This window comes from Gimibacter soli (assembly GCF_028463845.1).
Classification (GTDB): Bacteria; Pseudomonadota; Alphaproteobacteria; order Sphingomonadales; family Kordiimonadaceae; genus Gimibacter; species Gimibacter soli.
Window position 1 is genome coordinate 258,705 of record NZ_CP116805.1, and the last position, 17,761, is coordinate 276,465.

15 protein-coding genes are annotated in these 17,761 nt (G+C 62.1%); 5 read left to right on the forward strand and 10 right to left on the reverse strand.

The window, feature by feature from the left end:
- Nucleotides 1-2 precede the first annotated feature (2 nt).
- From PH603_RS01220 to PH603_RS01240, 5 genes are all read right to left on the reverse strand, one after another.
- A complete protein-coding gene (locus tag PH603_RS01220; protein ID WP_289504096.1) occupies nt 3-863 on the reverse strand; it encodes a C40 family peptidase in 861 nt (286 codons plus the stop codon).
- Entirely contained in the window at nt 860-1,252 is a 393-nt protein-coding gene (locus PH603_RS01225) for a MarR family transcriptional regulator (protein WP_289504097.1), read from the reverse strand. The genes PH603_RS01220 and PH603_RS01225 overlap by 4 nt, the downstream gene beginning before the upstream one ends.
- Before the next feature lie 118 nt (nt 1,253-1,370).
- Nucleotides 1,371-2,777, reverse strand: coding sequence for a leucyl aminopeptidase family protein (locus PH603_RS01230; RefSeq protein ID WP_289504098.1), 1,407 nt, complete (start codon nt 2,775-2,777; stop codon nt 1,371-1,373).
- Nucleotides 2,778-2,813: 36 nt separating this feature from the next.
- Nucleotides 2,814-3,134, reverse strand: a complete 321-nt coding sequence (locus PH603_RS01235; RefSeq protein ID WP_289504099.1) for a 2Fe-2S iron-sulfur cluster-binding protein — start codon at nt 3,132-3,134, stop codon at nt 2,814-2,816.
- 96 nt (nt 3,135-3,230) lie between these two features.
- Nucleotides 3,231-4,856 (reverse strand): esterase/lipase family protein, encoded by a 1,626-nt coding sequence (locus PH603_RS01240; protein ID WP_289504100.1) that lies wholly within the window; start codon nt 4,854-4,856, stop codon nt 3,231-3,233.
- Nucleotides 4,857-5,086: 230 nt separating this feature from the next.
- On the opposite strand from PH603_RS01240, the gene ahpC reads away from it, so the two are divergent.
- The 4 genes from ahpC (at nt 5,087) to PH603_RS01260 (ending at nt 8,405) form a co-directional block, all read left to right on the forward strand.
- Nucleotides 5,087-5,650, forward strand: coding sequence for an alkyl hydroperoxide reductase subunit C (ahpC, locus tag PH603_RS01245; protein WP_289504101.1), 564 nt, complete (start codon nt 5,087-5,089; stop codon nt 5,648-5,650).
- 100 nt (nt 5,651-5,750) lie between these two features.
- Nucleotides 5,751-7,331 (forward strand): alkyl hydroperoxide reductase subunit F, encoded by a 1,581-nt coding sequence (ahpF, locus tag PH603_RS01250; RefSeq protein ID WP_289504102.1) that lies wholly within the window; start codon nt 5,751-5,753, stop codon nt 7,329-7,331.
- A gap of 157 nt (nt 7,332-7,488) precedes the next feature.
- On the forward strand, nt 7,489-8,070 hold the full coding sequence (locus tag PH603_RS01255) for a PadR family transcriptional regulator (protein ID WP_289504103.1): 582 nt from the start codon (nt 7,489-7,491) through the stop codon (nt 8,068-8,070).
- Nucleotides 8,071-8,081: 11 nt separating this feature from the next.
- Entirely contained in the window at nt 8,082-8,405 is a 324-nt protein-coding gene (locus PH603_RS01260; protein WP_289504104.1) for a DUF2218 domain-containing protein, read from the forward strand.
- Nucleotides 8,406-8,466: 61 nt separating this feature from the next.
- On the opposite strand, the gene katG is transcribed toward PH603_RS01260, so the two are convergent.
- Nucleotides 8,467-10,719, reverse strand: coding sequence for a catalase/peroxidase HPI (gene katG / locus PH603_RS01265; protein ID WP_353507432.1), 2,253 nt, complete (start codon nt 10,717-10,719; stop codon nt 8,467-8,469).
- Between the two features lie 182 nt (nt 10,720-10,901).
- A complete protein-coding gene (locus PH603_RS01270; RefSeq protein WP_289504106.1) occupies nt 10,902-11,771 on the reverse strand; it encodes a MurR/RpiR family transcriptional regulator in 870 nt (289 codons plus the stop codon).
- 260 nt (nt 11,772-12,031) lie between these two features.
- On the opposite strand from PH603_RS01270, the gene PH603_RS01275 reads away from it, so the two are divergent.
- Nucleotides 12,032-14,380: an aminotransferase class III-fold pyridoxal phosphate-dependent enzyme gene (locus PH603_RS01275; protein WP_289504107.1), complete on the forward strand. Its 2,349-nt coding sequence runs from the start codon at nt 12,032-12,034 to the stop codon at nt 14,378-14,380.
- A 98-nt stretch (nt 14,381-14,478) separates the two neighbouring features.
- On the opposite strand, the gene PH603_RS01280 is transcribed toward PH603_RS01275, so the two are convergent.
- From PH603_RS01280 to PH603_RS01290, 3 genes are read right to left on the reverse strand one after another with little or no spacing between them, the layout of a single operon-like run.
- Nucleotides 14,479-15,318 (reverse strand): sugar phosphate isomerase/epimerase family protein, encoded by an 840-nt coding sequence (locus PH603_RS01280; RefSeq protein WP_289504108.1) that lies wholly within the window; start codon nt 15,316-15,318, stop codon nt 14,479-14,481.
- Nucleotides 15,319-15,339: 21 nt separating this feature from the next.
- Complete coding sequence (locus PH603_RS01285) at nt 15,340-17,043, reverse strand: GMC oxidoreductase (protein ID WP_289504109.1); 1,704 nt, start codon at nt 17,041-17,043, stop codon at nt 15,340-15,342.
- Between the two features lies 1 nt (nt 17,044).
- Entirely contained in the window at nt 17,045-17,656 is a 612-nt protein-coding gene (locus tag PH603_RS01290; RefSeq protein WP_289504110.1) for a gluconate 2-dehydrogenase subunit 3 family protein, read from the reverse strand.
- Between the last annotated feature and the right edge of the window lie 105 nt (nt 17,657-17,761).

The window sequence follows — 17,761 nt, forward strand, 5'->3', positions numbered from 1 at the left end:
TTTCAGGGGCGACGATAGCCGAGGAAGGCGGGGTTCTTGCCCTCGGCGGTCAGCCAGTCGGCGACTTCCGACACCCGGTTGATCGTGACCGCCATATGGGTGGCGTTTGCGTGGATCATCCGGGTTTCATCCACCATCACCCCCACATGGCCGGGGAAGAAGGCGAGATCACCGCGTGAGGGCGCCTCCCCGTCGGCGAGCGGGGTGCCGATGCTTTCGCGCTGCAGGTCGCTGTCGCGGTGAACGCGCTTGCCCACCGCCGCCATGGCGAGCTGCACAAGCCCGCTGCAATCAAGCCCCATGAAGGTGCGCCCCCCCCACAGATAGGGCGTGCCGATGAAGCGCTCGGCAATCGTGGTAAAATCGAGCGCCGGCACCGCACAGAGCGACGCCACATGGCCCGAGAAGATCCAGCCCCCGTGGCTGAGCGGCAGGAAACGCTGGCGCGGTACATCGTCCGCGAGCGACACAAGCGCCCCCATCGGCAGCGGCATCACGGGTTCGGCCTTCAGGTCCGGGTCGCTGTAAAGATGGGTGATACCGGCGGTGACGCGGTGCGAAGCCACCAGCCCGCCGATGCGTTCAAAGCCGCTCGCCTGCGCCCAGCCGACATAGGCATCCATCAGATTGACGACCTTCACCCAGCCGCCGGCCTGATCGAGGATCGCGACCGGCTCGCCGTAAAGGATTTCGCTCACCGCGCGGGCGCCGTCATCGGGCGTTGCCTTCAGGGCTGCCCAAGGCAGGCGGCAATGGGCATCGACACTGACAGCCGGATCGAGCCGGTTGTCGGTTTTCACCCGCTCCTTGGGATCAAGGAGCGGCGGGAAACGGTCGATTGTCCAGAGGTCGGCACGGTTCATTGGTCGGACTTGCCCTCCGACACTGCTGCTTCTGCGGCGTCTTGCTCGTCCAGTTCACGCTCGGCCTGCACCAGCCGGTCCGAAAGCTCGCTCAGGAACACCGCGCCCTTCACCGTGCGCTGCACCAGCACGCTACGCTTGTCGGCGTCATCGCGCTTGCGCTTGGCGAGGCCAAGGCGGGACAGTGTATCGAGCGCGCGGGTGATCACCGGCTTCGTCACATTATGTTCTGCGGCAAGACCCCGCACCGTATGGGGCGGCTCGGTCATATAGACACTGAGAAGGACAGACATCTGACGCATCGTCAGGTCCGGCTTGCGGTCGCGCACATCGGCGAGCATCGCCTCGCGCCACAACCGCAGCATCTTCGGGTTCGTTTTTTCGCTCATCGCCCAACCCCCATGACCGGAGGCCGGATGATCAGCACGCCCCCGAAACAATCATGGTCGGAGGGTCGCCGATTCGGGCCGCCGGGTCAAGGCGGGCACCATCACTTTTGGTTGGATTTCAGGCGCCGAAGCGATCCTCAAGGTAGCGGAGCATGGCACGGATGACCTGCGCCTCCCCGCCCTTGGGCCGGCCGGGGCGCGGCTTGGCGTTCCAGGCATAGATATCGAAATGCAGCCAGGGGAGCCCCTCGCCCACGAACCGCTGCAGGAAAAGAGCTGCGGTGATCGATCCCGCAAAGCCGCTTTCGGACGAATTGCAAAGGTCGGCAATGGGGCTGTCCAGATCGTCGCGGTAGCCGGTATGCAGCGGCATCCGCCACATGGGGTCGCGCACGTCGCCCGATGCTTTCTCAAGCGCTTTCCAGACACCCTCATCGTTTGCATAAGCCGGTGGCAGCTCCGGCCCGAGCGCCACGCGCGCCGCGCCGGTGAGGGTCGCAAAATCGATCAGGATATCCGGCGTTTCCTCGCTTGCAGCCGTCAGTGCGTCCGACAGGACCAGCCGGCCTTCGGCGTCCGTGTTGCCGATCTCGACCGAAAGCCCCTTGCGGGTCGGGAACACATCGCCGGGGCGGAAAGACGAACCAGACACCGAGTTTTCAACCGCCGGGACAAGCACCCGCAGGCACACCGGCAGGTTACGGCTCATGATCAGGCGGGCAAGGCCCAGCGCATGGGCAGCCCCGCCCATATCCTTCTTCATCAGCCGCATGCCGGAGGCGGTCTTGAGGTCCAGCCCGCCGGTATCGAAACACACGCCCTTGCCGACAAGCGTCACTTTCGGCGCGTCCTCGTCGCCCCATGTCATGTCGATCAGGCGGGGGGCACGCCCCGCTTCCGCTGCGCGGCCGACCGCATGGATCATCGGGTAATTTTCGTCGAGCAGCTCCTCGCCAACGAGGGTGGAAATCGCGGCGCCGAATTCCTCAGCCAGTTCCTCGGCGGCGTCCTGCAGCGCGTCCGGCCCCATGTCTTCAGCCGGTGTGTTGACAAGATCGCGCACCAGCGTCACCGCCTCGGCTTCTTGCCACACCGGCACGGGGTCGGCACCGTCCGGCAGCATCAGCACCACGGGTGTCTTGCCGTTTGCTGCCTTGTAGCGGTCGAACCCATATTGGGCGAGGCACCAGCCAAGGGCTGCCGTTTCGGCGAAGGTGCGGCCCGCAGTTGCCAGCTTGTAGGTACCCGCAGGCACTGCCGCCGGGACAGCTGCGATCACGAAGGGATCAAGCGCCTTGGCGTCACGGGCGCCAAGCCCCACGAGCACCGCCTTCACACTGCCCTTCGGGCCGGGCACGAGGCAGACGCTGTCTTCCCCCGCCTTGAAACCGACCGTCGCCGCCCATTCGCGCGCGCCTACCGGCAGGCGTTTCCCGTTCGCGAGATCGGCGGGCGACACCAGATAGATCGGCGTGGCGTCCAGCGTCTTGTCAAACGGGGCGAGGCATTCGATGGGGGCGGGCATGGGATATCCTTTCCGCTGGATGACCGGGCGGGGATCTTAAACTTCAGGCGCGATGGTGACGGTGAGGCCTTCCATGTCGCCCGAGACCTCGATCTGGCACGACAGGCGGCTTTTGCCCGGCTGGAAGCATTCGCTGTCTTCGATCAGCATGGCTTCATCATCTGCCTGGGTCGGGAGCTTTTCATACCAGCCGTCTTCCACATAAACGTGGCAGGTGCAGCAGGAACAGCAGCCGCCGCAGATGGCTTGCAGATCGTCGAAATCGTTGGCGCGGATATTTTCCATCAGGCTCATGCCTTCGTCGGCATCGATGGTGCGCGTCTGACCTGCGAGATTGGTGACCGAAATCTTGACCATTGCTGGCTCCTGTAACGTAACTGAAATCGGGCGCCAGTGGAGCCCATGACCGACCCAAAATCAAGGGGGCTTTCGGCTAAGGGCCGACGCTGAGGCTCAGTCGCCCGCTTCCGGCGGCCAGCGGCGAAGATGATCCAGAACGAAGTCGAGCGTTTCGGGTTTGCGGAAACTGTCGTGGCCCGAGCGGACAACCAGTTCGTCCGCACCTGCTACATGTGCGCTTTCATAGGACACCACCCCGTCCGTAGCCGTGCAGTCCGGATCGACCACACAGTCAGCCCCCTTCTTGACACCGATCACGGAAACTACCGTCGCGCCTTCGGGCAATGGCAATTCCGACAGCTTCTGCACCATCGGATGACGGGGACTGAGCGCCCCCACGCTGCTGGAGCCCCGCCGCGCGATATAGGGTGCCATGTCGGGGGTCACCTGCGCTTCAAATTCGGATTCTCCCGCAAAAATCTGCCGAAACTCGCTCGGGATGGAAATCAGCGCCGAGCCGATCCGGCCGATAACACCATCCGCAATCGCGCTGCCCCGGTGCGGCGTATTGATGAAGCCGACAAAGCCGATGCCGGGCTCGCGCCGGGGCATCATGATTTCCTTCCATGTCTGCAGATGTGCCGGGTCCACCGCCAGTTCTTCGGGCGGTACTGTGAAGGTGATGTCCCAAAGCGCGCTGCCGGCATCTGTGGAAAGGATGCGGGCGATGATCCCGCCCATGCTGTGGCCGATCACCGCCATATGGCGCCGTGGCATGTCGGCCCCTGCCGGATCATTCCGGTCCAGAAGCTCATTCAGCGCCCGACGCAGGCGTGAGGCAGTGTAGAAAGACGGCACTCCGGTCGGATAGAAAGCATGCCACACCTGATAGCGGGCATGCAGGTCCGAATCCGACAGGATGCCGAGCGTCAGATCCCGCCAGATGAGCGGGCTCGATTTCAGCCCGTGGATCAGGAGTACGGGGATACGGCCCGGGTCATAGGGCTCGATCAGGTAAATGCCATCCGGGTGCCCGGTCATGCCGGCAGGGTTCGCCAGCCCCTTGCGGATTTCACGGTCGATCTGTTGCCGCGAGGCCGCAACCAGTTCCAGAAGCTGGAGATAGGCCTGCCCGCTGGCATCCGCATAGCCACGCCGGTGCAGCGCAGGTTCGGTTTCCTCGTAAAGCCGAATCAGGAGGCCACCATCCGCATCGAGCGTTGGATCGGCCACCATGGCCACAGCATCATACATGCCTTCAGGCGGATAATTGGGGAAGTGTTCGTCGCTATTATCGCGCTGGCGCACCAGCGGCATGCCAAGGCCCGGCAACACACCGATAGCCGGGGTGCCATCGACCCCATAATCTTCGGCCAAGAGATACGTGGCGTCCGCCTGCGTCTCGGTCACGATGCGGATATTGGGGGCGATCTGAAGCTCGGGCCGGAACCGGCGTTTGCCGCGCTCATAGGCGAGCCGCGCGAGATAGCGAAGGCTTTCCGCTTGCGCTTCGCCCCCGCACCAGAGGCGCAGGGCGTGCCCTACTGATTCCGATGGCGCCGCACTTGCGGCTTTTTCGCACGCTGCGGCTTCTTGGCTGTCTGGAATGGCAACTGCCGTTTCCACCACCATCAGCCGCGGCTTCGGCTCTGGCCTGTGCTGCAGCGTCAGCGGCCCGCAACCGGCAAGCAGCGAAACAGCCGCTGTCAGCAAGGCACGACGGGAAAGCGCGAATATCATACGGCAACTCCGGCACGGCAGGGGAAAGCGACAGTCAAGCGCCTGAACAGACACCGTCATCCTGCCACAGAGCCCGTGCCCGCAACAGGTGCTTGGCGGTGCGCCTCTCAATTAATCTTGTTTTTCGATTACTAAATCGAAATCTATCGATTGGATCAATTTCAGCGCCACGGGTATCTAGGGGGTGCAGCCGGAAACGGCGACCCATTTTTCAAACAGGAGACATTCCCGTGAGCTTGATCAACAAATCGATCCCGACCTTCAAAGCCGAAGCCTTCCATGACGGCGAATTCCGCACCATCACCGATGCCGACGTGAAAGGCAAATGGGCGATCTTCATCTTCTACCCGGCCGACTTCACCTTCGTCTGCCCGACCGAACTTGAAGACATGGCCCATCACTATGAAGAGCTCCAGAAGCTCGGCGTTGAAGTTTACTCGGTCTCGACTGACACCCACTTCAGCCACAAGGCCTGGCACGATAGCTCGGATGCCATCGGCAAGATCAAGTTCCCGATGCTCGGCGACCCGACCGGTACCATCACCCGCGGTTTCGACGTGATGATCGAAGAAGACGGCCTTGCCCTGCGCGGCACCTTCCTCGCCAACCCCGAAGGCATCATCAAGGTTGCCGAAATCCACGACCTCGGCATCGGTCGCTCGGCCAAGGACATGGTCCGCAAGGTCAAGGCTGCCCAGTATGTCGCGACCCACGATGGTGAGGTCTGCCCGGCTGCCTGGGAAGAAGGCCAGAAGACCCTGACGCCGAGCCTCGACCTCGTCGGCAAGATCTAAGTAACACGCGTTTCCTCCCTGAGCACTGGCGGCACACCTTTCAATCCCCTCGGGGTGTGCCGCCATTTCTTTGCCCAACGCCCAAACACGGAGCCCCATCATGTTCAACAAGGAAACCCTCGACGCCCTCAAAGGCTATCTGGCCTCCATGCAGCATGACATCACCTTCGTGCTGCAGACGGGTGAGCACGCCAAGCGTGCCGAACTGAAAGAATTTCTGGAGGCCGTAGCCTCCACCTCCCCGCGCGTGGCCCTCACCGAGCGCGACACCGGAGGCCTGCTCGCTAGCCCCGTCAGCTTCCTTCTGGAACGCGACGGCGTGGACAGCGGCGTGCGCTTCTCCGGCATCCCGGCAGGCCACGAGTTCAATTCGCTGATCCTTGCAGTGCTGCATCTCTCCGGCACGCCGATCAAGCTGGATGACACGATCCGCGGCCTGATCGAAGGCGTGGCCGAAACTTTGGACTTCAAGGTTTTCGTCAGCCTGTCGTGCCACAATTGCCCGGACGTGGTTCAAAGCCTCAACCAGTTTGCGGCCCTCAACCCCGAGATCCGCAGCGAGATGATCGATGGCGGCGTCTTCCCGGAACTTGTGGCTGAGCACAATATCCAGGGCGTGCCGACGGTGATCCTGAACGGCAAGCCGTTCGCCACCGGCAAGATCGATACGTCGGTCATCATCGCCAAGCTTCTGGAAGCCTATCCGCACCTGAAAGACGGTGCCGCGAAGAAAGCCGAACCCCTGCCCCTGCAGGACGTGACAGTGATCGGCGGCGGCCCGGCCGGTGTGAGTGCCGCCATCTATGCCGCCCGCAAGGGCCTGAAGGTGACGATGATTGCCGAACGCTTCGGCGGTCAGGTCAAGGATACGATGGGAATCGAGAACCTCATTTCCGTGCCCAAAACCACCGGCCCCGAGCTTTCGAACAACCTGATGGCGCACCTCAAGGACTATGAAGTGACGCTGAAGGAGCATGTCCGCGTCGAGACGGTTGAAAAAGGCCCGATCAAACGTCTGACACTGACCTCCGGTGAAGTGATTGCCACCCGCAGCCTGATCGTCGCGACCGGCGCCCAGTGGCGCCAGCTGGGCGTGCCCGGCGAGCGCGAGAATATCGGCCAGGGCGTGGCTTACTGCCCGCACTGCGACGGCCCCTTCTTCAAAGGACGCGACGTGGCGGTGATCGGCGGTGGCAACTCGGGCATCGAGGCAGCCCTTGATCTCGCCGGGATCGTGAAATCCGTCACCGTGTTCGAGTTCCTGCCCGAACTGAAGGCCGACAAGGTTCTCGTCGATCAGGCCCTGAAGCGCAGCAACATCACGATCGTGAAGAATGCCGCGACGAAGGAAGTGACCGCCGCCGACGCCAAGGTGAACGGCCTTGTCTACGAAGACCGCGCGACGGGCGAACAGAAGCGCTGGGACGGCGCCGGCATCTTCGTGCAGATCGGCCTTGTTCCGAACAGCAAGTTCATGGAAGGCATCGTTGACATGACCCGCTACGGCGAGATCAGGATCAACGAGAAGGGCGAAACCTCGGAGCCCGGCATCTATGCCTGCGGCGACGTGACGACCGTGCCCTACAAGCAGATCGTGGTTGCCATGGGCGAAGGCGCCAAGGCATCGCTCGCCGCCTTCGAATATCTGATGCTCAACGAGGCCGAAAGCCTCGCCGCCTGACCGGCACAGACCAGAAAAACCAGAAGCCCCCGTGCCCCCGTGGTCCGGGGGCTTTTCTTTTGTCCTGAACGCACCCCGGCAACATCATCGGTGGCTCTTGACAAAAACATATTAAGATATATCTTAGTCACATCTGAAACACTCAAAGAGAAAAACAATGAGACACAGACAGCACAGATTCGCCCATGGCCCGAACCGTCACGACGAAGCGAGGGACGACGATCTTTTCCATGAAGGTCATGAACACCGGCACCGCCATGGTCCCGGCTACGGTCGGCGCCGCATCCTGGATTCCGCCGAGCTGCGGCTTGTCCTCCTCAAGCTGATCGCCGAGGAACCCTGTCATGGTTACGACCTGATCCAGGCGGTGGGGACGCTGACCTCCAGCGCCTATGCACCGAGCCCCGGTGTGGTTTACCCCGCGCTTTCGATGCTGGAAGACACCGGGCTGATCGATCCCGTCCAGTCCGAAGGGGCGAAGAAGGCGTTTGCCATCACCAATGCGGGCGAGACGGAACTCGCCGAGAAAGCGGACATGGCGGAAGCCATCTTCCAGAAGCTTTCGTCGCTGACCCCGGCTGAGGAAATGCCCGACGCCGCCCCCGTGAAGCGCGCCATGAACAACCTGCGTTTTGCGCTGCGCACTGCGCTGCACCGGACGGGTGCCCGCAAGGATCTGGCCCACGATATCGCCACCATCCTTGATACGGCGGCCCAGCAGATCGAGCGGCTGGAATAAGGAGAAAGGCCATGACACACGCATCGAAAGCCGATGTCCCCACCCCCAATGCCAGCCGTTACCTGCAGCAGCTGTGCAAGCACTGGGGCCATAATCTGGCGGTGGAATTTACCCGCGAGGCCGGCACTGTCACCTTCCCCCGGGACGCCCGCGGGGCCGACTGGCCGGGAGACGCGCGGCTCACGCTTGCGGCCAATGCCGACACACTGACCTGCCATCTGGCAGCAAGTGCGGACGCGCAACTTGAAGCCCTGCAGGGCACGGTGGAGCGGCATATCAATCGCTTCGCCTTCCGCGAAGGCGAGCTCGCTTTCGACTGGCAGCAGAGCCAATAGATCAAACGAAAACGGCGGTGCCAGTGGCACCGCCGTTTCCCTGTTCAGCTATGAGGCCGGATCAGTAACGACCGAGGTTCATCACCTTGGTCCAGGCGGCCACGAAGTCCCCCACGAACTTGTCTTCGCCGTCAGCGTAAGCGTAGACCTCGGCAATCGCCCGCAGCTCGCTGTTCGAGCCGAAGGCGAGATCGACCGGCGTTGCCGTCCATTTCAGCTTGCCGGTTGCCCGGTCATGGCCTTCATAAACGCCTTCGGTCTTTTCCGCTTTCCTCCACTCGGTCGAGATATCGAGGAGATTGACGAAGAAGTCGTTGTTGAGCGTGCCCGGCTGGTCGGTGAAGACCCCGTGCTTCGCTTTGCCGGCATTGGCACCAAGCGACCGCATACCACCCACAAGCGCCGTCATTTCCGGCACCGACAGATTGAGGAGCGCTGCTTTTTCCACCAGCATTTCGGCGGGCGAGCGTTTGTTGCCCGCTTCGAAATAGTTGCGGAAACCGTCAGCTGTCGGCTTCAGGAAGCTGAAGGACTGGACGTCCGTCATCGCCTGCGTGGCATCGTTGCGGCCCGGCGTGAAGGGAACCTCAACCGGATGCCCGGCCTTCTTCGCCGCATCTTCGATCGCTGCGGCACCACCAAGGACGATCAGGTCGGCCATCGACACTTTCGTGCCGTCTTTCTGGGCCTTGTTGAAGTCCTTTTGGATGCCTTCAAGCTTCTTCAGCACCTTCTGCAGTTCAGCCGGATCGTTGGCAGCCCAGTCCTTCTGCGGGGCGAGGCGAACACGGCCGCCATCGGCGCCGCCGCGCATGTCGGTCCCGCGGAAGCTTGCAGCCGACGACCATGCCGCACGGACAAGCTCATCCGTCTTCAGCCCGGACGACAGGATCTTCGCCTTCAGGTCCTTCACGTCAGCGGCATCGACAAGCTTGTAGTCAACCGCCGGGATCGGGTCCTGCCACGCCAGTTCTTCCTTCGGCGCCATGGAGCCGAGGTAACGCGAACGCGGACCAAGGTCACGGTGGGTCAGCTTGAACCAAGCCTTGGCGAAGGCAAGCTCAAACTCTTCCGGGTTTGCAAGGAAGCGTTTGGTGATCTTGGCATATTCAGGATCTTCGCGGAGCGCGAGGTCGGTCGTGAACATGATCGGCGCGTGGAACTTCTCCGGGTTGTAGGCATCCGGCACCATCTCTGCCGCGTTCGGATCATCGGGGACCCACTGCGTGGCACCGGCCGGGCTCTTCGTCTTTACCCAGTTGAAGGCATAGAGGTTTTCGAGATAGTTCATGCTCCACTGCGTGGGGCTCACCGTCCAGGCGCCTTCAAGGCCCGAGGTGATCGTGTCGGCGCCCTTGCCGGACTTGTATTTGCTTTTCCAGCCCTGGCCCTGCGCTTCAACGCCTTCAGCTTCCGGATCAGCCCCTACATATTTGGACGGATCAGCCGCACCGTGCGCCTTGCCGAAGGTGTGACCGCCGGCGATCAGTGCCACGGTTTCTTCGTCATTCATCGCCATGCGACCGAAGGTATCGCGGATATCCTTCGCGGCGAGGAGCGGATCGGGCACGCCGTTCGGGCCTTCCGGGTTCACATAGATGAGGCCCATCTGCACAGCTGCGAGCGGGTTTTCGAGATCGCGTTCACCGCTGTAGCGCTTGTCGCCAAGCCATTCGCCTTCAGGCCCCCAGTAAACTTCCTCGGGTTCCCAGCCATCAACACGGCCACCGGCGAAACCGAAGGTCTTGAAGCCCATCGATTCCATGGCAACGGTCCCGGTGAGCACCATCAGGTCGCCCCAGGAAATCTTGTCGCCATATTTCTGTTTGATCGGCCACAGCAGGAGCCTGGCCTTGTCGAGGTTGGCGTTATCGGGCCAGCTGTTCAAGGGCGCGAAGCGCTGCATGCCGCCGTCCGAACCGCCACGGCCGTCCATCACGCGGTAGGTGCCGGCGCTGTGCCAGGCCATGCGGATGAAGAAGGGGCCATAATGGCCATAGTCAGCCGGCCACCAGTCCTGCGAGGAGGTCATCGCCGCCTCGATATCCTTTTTAACAGCCTCGAGGTCGAGGGTTGCGAATTCCTTCGCATAGTCGAAACCGGCCCCCATCGGGTCGGATTTCGCCGAATTCATCCGAAGCGGGTCAAGGTCCAGCCGGTTCGGCCACCAGTAATCATTGGTCGGGCCGCCGTCCTTCATTGCCACATGGGCAGTCTTGGCGGCAGTCTCCTCCGCAATGGCAGGGTTCACCAGTGCCGTGGACGAAACGCCCATCGCCAGCACTGCAAGTAAAGGCATCGATTTTCTGAATATCGACATGATTGGTCTCCTTCCATTCCCCTCTGGACGTGGAGATTTCCACGAGGCCCACAGGATATGGGACGAGACTTTCTGCGGATAATTGAAAAACCAGATAACCGTTTAAGGAGAATTCGATTAGTCAGGCTATGGCTTCACCGGCTTTTTCGATGAAGCCGAGTCGCGGATACTGCAATTCAACCAGCCGTGCTGGTGTCATCGCTTAGCTGGCTGCGGAATTTCTCATAGCGGGCCATATGATCGGCGAAGCTGCCATCCATCCGGTTGGTCACCGCTGCAACAAGCGCCTCGCTCAAAGCCACCGCCGCCGCCTGGCTGTCGAACGGGGTCGGAAACTCGATCCGCACCGGCAGCACGATATCGGCAACCTCCGCCACCGGCGACAGGTAAGGATCGGTGATCAAGAGCACCGTTGCGCCGGCCTTGGCAGCTGCACTGGCGAAGCGGCGGGTGCTTTCGCTGTAGCGCCGGAAATCATAAACAACCGCCAGCGTGTTGCGGCCCATCTCCATCAGGGCACGGGTCCGCGCCTGTGCGTCCTCGGCCACGAAGGCGGTGCGCGGGCGCAGCTGCTGCAACTGCAGCACCAGATAATGGGCGACAAGCTGCGAAGTGCGTCCGCCGACGGCCACCACCGGGTGCTTCTGGTCACTCAGCAGCTCGACCGCGCGGTCGAACTCGGCAAGCGGCAGGCGCGACAGGGTTTCCCTGAGGCCATCTTCAAGCACCGAAAAGGCAGCTGCCGCCGGATGATCGCCGGGAGGCAGCTCCTGCCCTTCAAAGCGCGAAAGCGGCGTCTGGCTCCTTGCCTTCACCTCGCCGATCAGATGCTGCTGGAAGGCCGGATAGCTTTCGAACCCCAGCCGGGCAACAAAGCGGATCACCGTCTGCCCGCTGACCGCGCTGCGGCTGGCGAGCTCCGCCACCGTTTGCAGGCCCGCGGCGGGATAGTCGGCAAGCAGCACGCGCGCCACCTTGCGTTCCGATTTGGTGAAGCTTTCCGTCTCGTTGCGGATACAGTCGAACAAGGATTGACCGGCTTCCAAATTTCATCTCCCCTGATCGCCAAGCAGGCAGGCAATTCAACTCGTTGTCGCATATTGTGCAGAACATGCCAATAATGCGCTGGCATCCGGCAAACGGGCTATCTGTGCCAGATGTGAACGCTAGCATTATTTTGGAATAAATATCACATATTTCCTTTGTGCAGCAATTTTGGTGTGTTAACAACAATCGAAAGCGGCAGAAGCCGAGCCAGAAATTCGGCCCAACTGCCCCCATGTCCCGCTTGGAGTTGTCAGCAGGTATGAGCACATTCAGGACTTCCCCGCCCGCCTTGACGGGTGACGAGATTCTGGCACTGGCCGAACACCTTTACGGGCTTCAGGGCCGCCAGTCGCCGCTTGTCAGCGAACGCGACCAGAATGCGCTTATCGATGCGGATGGCGCCCGCTATGTGCTCAAGATCGCCAACCGGGCGGAACGGACCGAATTCCTCGCCTTCCAGAACGCGGCGCTGACCCATGTGGCAACCGCAGCCCCCGGCCTTGGCGTTCCCCGCCTGATTGCGGACCGCAGCGGCAATGCCATCGCCACCCACATGGCACTGGGCGAACCGCATGCCGTGCGGCTGCTGACCTATCTCGAAGGCAAGCTTTTCAGCGAGGTGCCCAAGACCCCTGCCCTCTTTGCCGGGCTTGGCCGTTATATGGGCGGTCTTTCGAAAGCGCTGAAAAGCTTCGGCCACGCCGAGGCGCATCGCAGCGATTTCCTGTGGAATCTCGATAACGTCGCGGCGCTTAAGCCCTATGTCGCCGATATCGTCGACCCTGCGACCCGCGCCCGCGCCGCCGCCGCCTTCGCGCATTACCGCCAGCATGTGCTGCCCCGACTTGGGGAACTGCGCGCTGCGGTGATCCATAATGACCTCAATGACAATAATATCGTCGTCGCGGCAGACGGCGAAACGATCGCCGGCGCCATCGACTATGGCGACATGGTCTTCGCCCGCCAGATCAATGAGCTCGCCACCGCGCTCGCCTATGCCTTGTTCGATGTGGCGGATGTGCCCGCCACCGCCAGCACGATCATCACGGCCTATGCCGAGGTCTTCCCGCTGGAGCCTGCCGAGGCCGACCTGCTGTTTGACCTTGTCACCATGCGGCTGGTGATGAGCCTGTGCATTTCCTCGCACCGGGCGAAGGATTTCCCCGATAATGACTATCTGCTGATCTCGCAGGCGCCGGCGATGGAGCTGCTGGCGAAGCTTGAGGCGATGGACAGGGGTGCCCTCGTCGCACTCGCCCGCCGCGCCGCCGGTTTCAGCCCTTACGGCGACATCGTCACGACGCCCGAAAACCCGCAAAGCATCGAGGACATGATTGCCGAACGCGGCCGTCTCCTTGGGCCGTCGCTCAGCCTTTCCTACCGGAAAAAACTGAAGATCGTAAAAGGCCGGGGCGCCTGGTTGTACGATCAAACGGGCCGCGCCTTCCTCGACTGCGTGAACAATATCAGCCACGTGGGCCACTGCCACCCGCATGTGGTGCAGGCGCTATCGAAACAGGCTGCCGTGCTGAACACCAACACGCGCTACCTGAACGACAATATCCAGCGCTATGCCGAACGGCTGCTCGCCACCTTCCCCGATCCCCTGTCGGTCGTCTATTTCGTCTGTTCGGGCTCGGAAGCGAACGAGCTGGCACTGCGCCTTGCCCGCACCGCCACCGGGCGGCGCGGCACTGTGGTGGTCGACTGGGCCTATCACGGCAACACATCGAGCCTGATTGAGATCAGCCCCTACAAGTTCAATCGCAAGGGCGGCAAGGGACGGCCCGATCATGTGCGGATCGCTGCCCTGCCCGACCCCTACCGCGGCCCTTACAAGGGATATGGGCCTGAGACCGGCAAGCTTTACGCCGCCGGGGTCGAGGCCTGCATCGCCGACCTGAAGGCCGCGAGCGGCGAAGGCCCGGCTGCCTTCATTGCCGAATCGATTGCCGGCGTGGCGGGCCAGGTTGTCTATCCCGAAGGCTATCTGAAGGGCGCCTACGCGGCCACGCGCGCGACGGGCGGGCTTTGCATCGCGGACGAGGTTCAAACCGGTTTCGGCCGGGTCGGCACCCATATGTGGGCATTCGAGCAGCAGGGCGTGGTGCCGGATATCGTCACGCTCGGCAAGCCGATCGGCAATGGCCACCCGATGGCGGCGGTTGTCACCACCCGCGCGATTGCCGATGCCTTCGCGAACGGCATGGAATATTTCAACAGCTTCGGCGGCAACCCGGTTTCCTGTGCCGTCGGTATGGCGGTGATGGATGTGATCGAACGCGAAGGGCTGCAGGCCCATGCGCTTGAAACAGGTCGCCATCTGCTCGCCGGGCTCGAAGGCCTGCGCAAACATCCGCTCGTCGGCGATGTGCGCGGCACCGGGCTGTTTGTGGGTATCGAGCTTGTCGAAGACCATGAAACGCTCACGCCTGCCACGGCAGCGGCTGACCGTGTGGTGCAGTTTGCACGGGAAGCAGGCGTCCTCTTGTCCACCGACGGGCCGTTCGAGAATATCATCAAGATCAAGCCGCCGATGGCCTTCGGCAAGGCGGAGGCGGACCTGCTGGTCGCCACGCTCGATGCGGCTTTGCAAGCGGAATCCTGACCGGCCGCGCACCCTCTCTCCCGGCTGGCAGTGAAAAGCCCGGCAGACCTGTTAAAAGGCCTGCCGGGCTTTGCGCTTCAGGGAGGGGAAGACAGGTATCAGAAGCGCAGTTTCTTGAGATATTCGACACTCGCGCGCACGCTCGCTGCCGCATCGGCGGGCTCGTCATGCTCGACAAAATAATGGCGGATGCCGGCTTTTTCGCTCGCCGCGAAAATACGGGAGAAATTGATGGTGCCGCTGCCAACTTCCGTCATTTCGCCGTCCGCCCGCATATCCTTCACATGGCAGCTGACGAAGCGGCCAGGATAGCGCGCGAAGTAATCGAGCGGGTCGCGGCCCGCCTTGGTCGTCCAGTATAGATCGAGCTGGATTTTCAGAAGCTCGGGGTCGGTTTCACCCATCAGGATGTCATAGGGCTCGATGCCATCCACCGCTTCAAACTCGAATGCATGGTTATGGTAGGCAAGCGTCAGCCCGGCCTTGCGGCACGCTTCGCCGGCGCGGTTCAGCTGCTCGGCATAGGTCCGGTAAACGTCGGCACCGCCGCGTTCCTCGGGCGCCAGCCACGGCATCACCACATAGCGGTGTCCGACCGTCAGCGCAGTTTCGATCACCGCATCGATATGCTCGTTAAGATGGGTCATGCTGACGTGCGTTGAAGGCGCCGTCAGGCCCTCGCTTGCCAGCATCGCCTTGATCTCGGCGGGTGTGTGATCGAAATAGCCGGCAAACTCCACTTCGCGGTAGCCAAGTTCCGCCACAAAGGCGAGCGTTTTGGCGACGTCCTTCTCCATGAGGGAACGAAGCGTGTAAAGCTGCAGGCCGATCCGGTCGAGCCCGCGTCCGCCACCAGCCAGCGCCGGCAATCCACCAAGGGCCGCTGCCCCGAACCCGGCGGCGGCTGCCATCAGGAAATTACGCCTGTTCATCTGCATTGCTGTTTCCTTTCCGAGCGGTCAGAGGAGGCCGGCCTGCATCTGGTCCGCCGCATAGTTTGCCGCGCGGGCCGTGATGGCCATATAGGTGAGAGACGGGTTCTGGCACGCGCACGAGGCCATCGCCGCCCCGTCGGTGACAAACACATTCGGCACATCGTGGCACTGGTTATAGCGGTTGAGGACCGAATCCTTCGGGTCCTTGCCCATGCGCGCCGTGCCCATTTCATGGATCGCCATCCCGGCAATCGAATCGCTGCTGTAGGAGCCAACATCCTTCAGCCCGATGGCCTTCAGCATCGACGTGGAGGTCTCCACAATATCCTTCAGCATCTTGCGGTCATTGTCGCCAAGCGAACAATCGATATGCAGGACAGGCATGCCCCATTGATCGAGCTTGTTATGGTTGAGGCTGATCGAATTTTCATAGCGCGGCAGCATCTCGCCGTAGCCTTCGATATGGAAGACCCACGGGCCGGGCTTGCGCACCGCCGCCTTGAGGTCCGCGCCCACACCGGGCTGATCGGCCACCGAATTCCACGCCGCGCGCGAGGCACCACCCTGGAAGCCATAACCGCGCAAGAAGTCGGCGTCGTCCGCCTTGATATTCTTGAAGCGCGGGATATAGACGCCGGTCGGCGAGCGTCCCTTGTAATAATGCTCCTCGAACCCTTCGAGGATGCCATAGGCGCCGTGCATCGACAGGTGATCCATCAGATAATGGCCAAGCGCCCCGCTCGAATTCGCGAAGCCGTTCGGGAAGGCTTCGGACGTACTGTTAAGGAGCACCTGCGTGGAGCCGATGGTGGACGCGCAGATGAAGATCACGCGGGCATGATGCTCGCTCTTTTCCTTCGTCAGCCGGTTGATGACCCGCACGCCGGTCGCACGGCCGCTTTTCGGGTCATGGATCACGCTATGGACAATGGCATCGGTCAGCATCGTCAGGTTGCCGGTACGCTCCGCCGCTGGCAGCGTGGCGCTGAGACTAGAGAAATAGGCCCCGAACGAACAACCGCGCTGGCACTGGTTGCGCGACTGACAGCGACCGCGACCGAGTTCCAGCTGTTCTTCGGTCGGTTCCGTCAGGTGCGCGCAGCGGCCGACGATCAGCTGGCGGTCATCATAGGTTTCGGCGATGCGGCGCTGAATTTCGATCTCGGCGCAGTTCATCTCGATCGGCGGCTGGAACTGCCCGTCCGGCAGCTGCGGCACACCGTCGCGCGCGCCTGAAATACCGGCGAACCGCTCCACATGATCGTACCAAGGGGCGAGGTCTTCATACCGGATCGGCCAGTCGCTACCATAGCCGTCGCGGGCGTTCGATTCGAAATCCTGCGGGCCGAAACGATAGCTCTGCCGGTGCCACAACACCGATTTGCCACCCTTGTGATAACCCCGGATCCAGGTGAAGGGATTACCTTCCTCCTGCGTGTAGGGATTTTCGCGGTCATTGACGAAGAAATGCTTCGTCGTTTCCTTGAAGGCATAGCATTTCGACTGGATCGGATAGTCGCTTTCCGCAAGATTGCGGTCGACCCGGTCGCGGAACTCGGTTTCCCAAGGGCCTTTGCCTTCGCCCGTATAATCGGTGCCGTGCTCGACATTCTTGCCGCGCTCGATCACCAGCGTCTTGAAGCCGCGCTCCGTCAGTTCCTTCGCGGCCCAGCCGCCCGAAATGCCTGAGCCGACAACGATCACGTCAAATTCTGGTTGTCCTGCCATGTCAGATCCCCCTGATCGCCCAGGGGCGGCCGATTTCTGAAAAAGGTACGCAGCCCTCGAACGGGCCGGGAACCGGGTCGTAAAGCAGTTCCTGCGTCGCCCCGATCTCGGATGTGTAATAACCCGCCACGGTCAGTGATTTGATCTGGCGGAAGAAATGCTCGCCTTCGCTGCTGCCGTAGGCCTCGGCGTCAAACCCCTGCAGGAGGGAGAGCCGTTCAGCGGGTGTAAGTTTGGTGAAGTCGCGCCCATGGCGTTCGCGAGCCCGCGCACCAATGGCCTTGAAGCCATCAAGGATCACCTTGCGCTCGTCGGATTTGTACCAGCGCGCCAGCATCAGATGGATGTAATCCGGCACGCCGGCAGCAATCGCGCCAGGTGTGTCGGTTGTCGGGATGATGGTTTCCACAAGGTCGGAAACGAAGGCCATCTCGTCAGGGCTGAGGAGATCGAGCCCCTTGGCGTCGGCGCTTGAGGCCCCAGAAAGGATCGCTGACATCAGGGGGGCAGCCAGCACGCCGCCCGTCAGCATGGTGATGCGGGCCAATACCTGCCGCCGGGACAGGTTGGCCACGCGGCGCGCGTCTTCGGCGCCGGTTTCTTGTTCGGTCACGTTTTCCCTCCCTGCGGCGGGCACGCCGCGCATAGTCCCTCCCCAGGGACAAGTCTGACCTGTGTCATGGGCAAGTGTAACCGGTTACATTTTCGCATGCAAGCC